The organism is Collinsella sp. AF16-8 (assembly GCF_003462695.1).
Taxonomy (GTDB): domain Bacteria; phylum Actinomycetota; class Coriobacteriia; order Coriobacteriales; family Coriobacteriaceae; genus Collinsella.
The window spans coordinates 1-2,119 of record NZ_QRXX01000022.1 but is presented as its reverse complement, the minus strand read 5'-3'; the positions used below and the strand labels follow the sequence as shown (position 1 = coordinate 2,119).

General features: G+C 55.8%; 1 protein-coding gene. It reads right to left on the bottom strand.

All coding sequences use genetic code 11. From position 1 onward, the window contains the following. Positions 1-168 precede the first annotated feature (168 nt). Positions 169-1,863 (bottom strand): phospho-sugar mutase, encoded by a 1,695-nt coding sequence (locus tag DWW73_RS09970; protein ID WP_055252695.1) that lies wholly within the window; start codon positions 1,861-1,863, stop codon positions 169-171. Positions 1,864-2,119 lie beyond the last annotated feature (256 nt).

Sequence of the window (2,119 nt, the reverse complement as noted above, 5' to 3'; positions counted from 1 at the left end):
CGGCAAGGAGATATATTGCCAGACCGGAGGGGCGCCGGGGGCGGGAATCTGGGTGTACACATTTCCTACACATATAAGGACTCTCGGCTGGCTGGGTAAATATAAGAGGGGACCTCGTTTCCGAGATCCCCTCTTTCGCCTATCTACAGTAATAGACTCTTAAATACCTTATGCCAGCAGCTTGCGACCGGACTCTTCAATCGCGTCAAGTGCTGCATCAGCTTCGGCGGCATCCGCGCCCTTGGCAAAGATATACAGCTTGATCTTGGGCTCGGTGCCGGAAGGACGGACGATACCCTTGTTGCCACCCTCGAGATCGAACTCAATGACATTAGCCTTCGGCAGGCCGTTCACGCAGGTGTTGTAGTCCACGACGGCCTCAATCTTGGAACCGGCGAGCTCCGCGGGCGGGTTCTCGCGCAGACCAGCCATGATGCCGGCCATCTTTGCCGCACCCTCAGCGCCCGGATAGCTCAGCGAAATCGTCTTGTTGTGATAGTAGCCATACTTCTCGTACAGCTCGTGCATCGCGTCGGCGAGGTTCTTACCCTGCAGCTTGTAATACTGAGCCATCTGGCAAATCAGCAGCGAAGTGCTCACGGCGTCCTTGTCGCGCACGTGATCACCGGCCAGATAACCGTAGCTCTCCTCAAAACCGAAGATAAAGCGATCGACTTCACCGGCATCGGAAAGCGAGGTAATGATGTCACCGATGTACTTGAAGCCCGTCAGGCAGCGACGGAGCTCAAAGCCATATTCCTCGGCCAGAGCATCGACCATGGCGGAAGAAACAATGGTAGTAACCGCGACCTTCTTAGTGAGGTCCTCGCCGCGGGCGGCACGGGTCTTGCAAATATAGTCGAGCAACAGGACGCCCATCTCGTTACCGGTCAGCAGCAGATAGTCATCGCCATTCTTAACGGCAACGCCAACACGGTCGGCGTCGGGATCGGTCGCAAGCAGCAGATCGGGGTGAACCTGCTCGCAGAGATCGATGCCCTTCTGCATGGCCTGTCGGATCTCGGGGTTAGGATACGGGCAGGTCGGGAAATCGCCGTTAGGTTCCTTCTGCTCGGGAACAACCGTGACATCAGTGATGCCAGCGCGCTCGAGCACCGTGGTGACGGGAATGAGGCCGGTACCATTCAGCGGCGTATAGACAAGCTTGAGCGGTGCGCCGGCAATCTCCTCGGCAGAAAGATTCGTAACGCCGCGAGCGAGAACGGCGTCGTAATAACGCTCGAGGCACGAGTCATCGATCCATTTGACCAGGCCCTGCTCAAGAGCCTCATCGAAGTCCATGGACTTCACACCGGTGAACGTATCGGTCTCGGCGATAGCCTTAGAAATTGCATCGGCGGCCTCGCTGGTGATCTGGCAGCCGTCGGGGCCATAGGCCTTATAGCCGTTATACGGTGCCGGGTTATGACTAGCGGTCATGCAAATGCCACCGGAGCACTTAAGATCACGGACGGCCCAGGAGAGCGTCGGCACAGGAGAAATCTTGGGATAAACGAGGGCAGTCACGCCGTTTGCTGCAAGAATGGCAGCCGTCGTCTTAACGAACAGCTCACCTTTATTGCGGCTATCGCGAGCGATGGCAACCGTTGGATGCTCGAAGGTCGCATTGAGGTAGTCAGCGAATCCCTGGGTCGCACGACCGACCGTATAGATATTCATACGGTTAGTGCCCGCACCGATAGTGCCGCGAAGGCCGGCAGTACCGAAGGCGAGATCTTGGAAGAAAGCATCGGTGATGGCGTCCTCATCACCCTGCTCCTTCATCGTGTTAAGCTCAGCGAGGAGCTCCTCGTCCTTGACATTGGCAATCCAAGTATCAAGCAGCTCATGAACATCTGCCATGTGAGTCCTTCCTTCACAATCAATAAAACGACCCGTGTAAAACAGGACAAGCGCAGCAGTGCGCTAAAGCAAATATTAGTCCATTGAGAACAGAGAACCGACCAAAGAACGGTGAACGTCTATATTCAGCGGTGGATGATTAAATTGATTTAATTGCATAAGGAATGTTGCCCGTAAACGCAAAAAAGGGGGAGGCCGCGAGACCTCCCCCTTCTTCAAGTCAAGCGTACGGCTCGGTGCCGTCCACCGGTCAGCG

Bases quoted from the DNA above. Each gene is read 5' to 3' on its own strand.
- DWW73_RS09970 (WP_055252695.1), bottom strand. From the start codon at position 1,863: ATGGCAGATGTTCATGAGCTGCTTGATACTTGGATTGCCAATGTCAAG.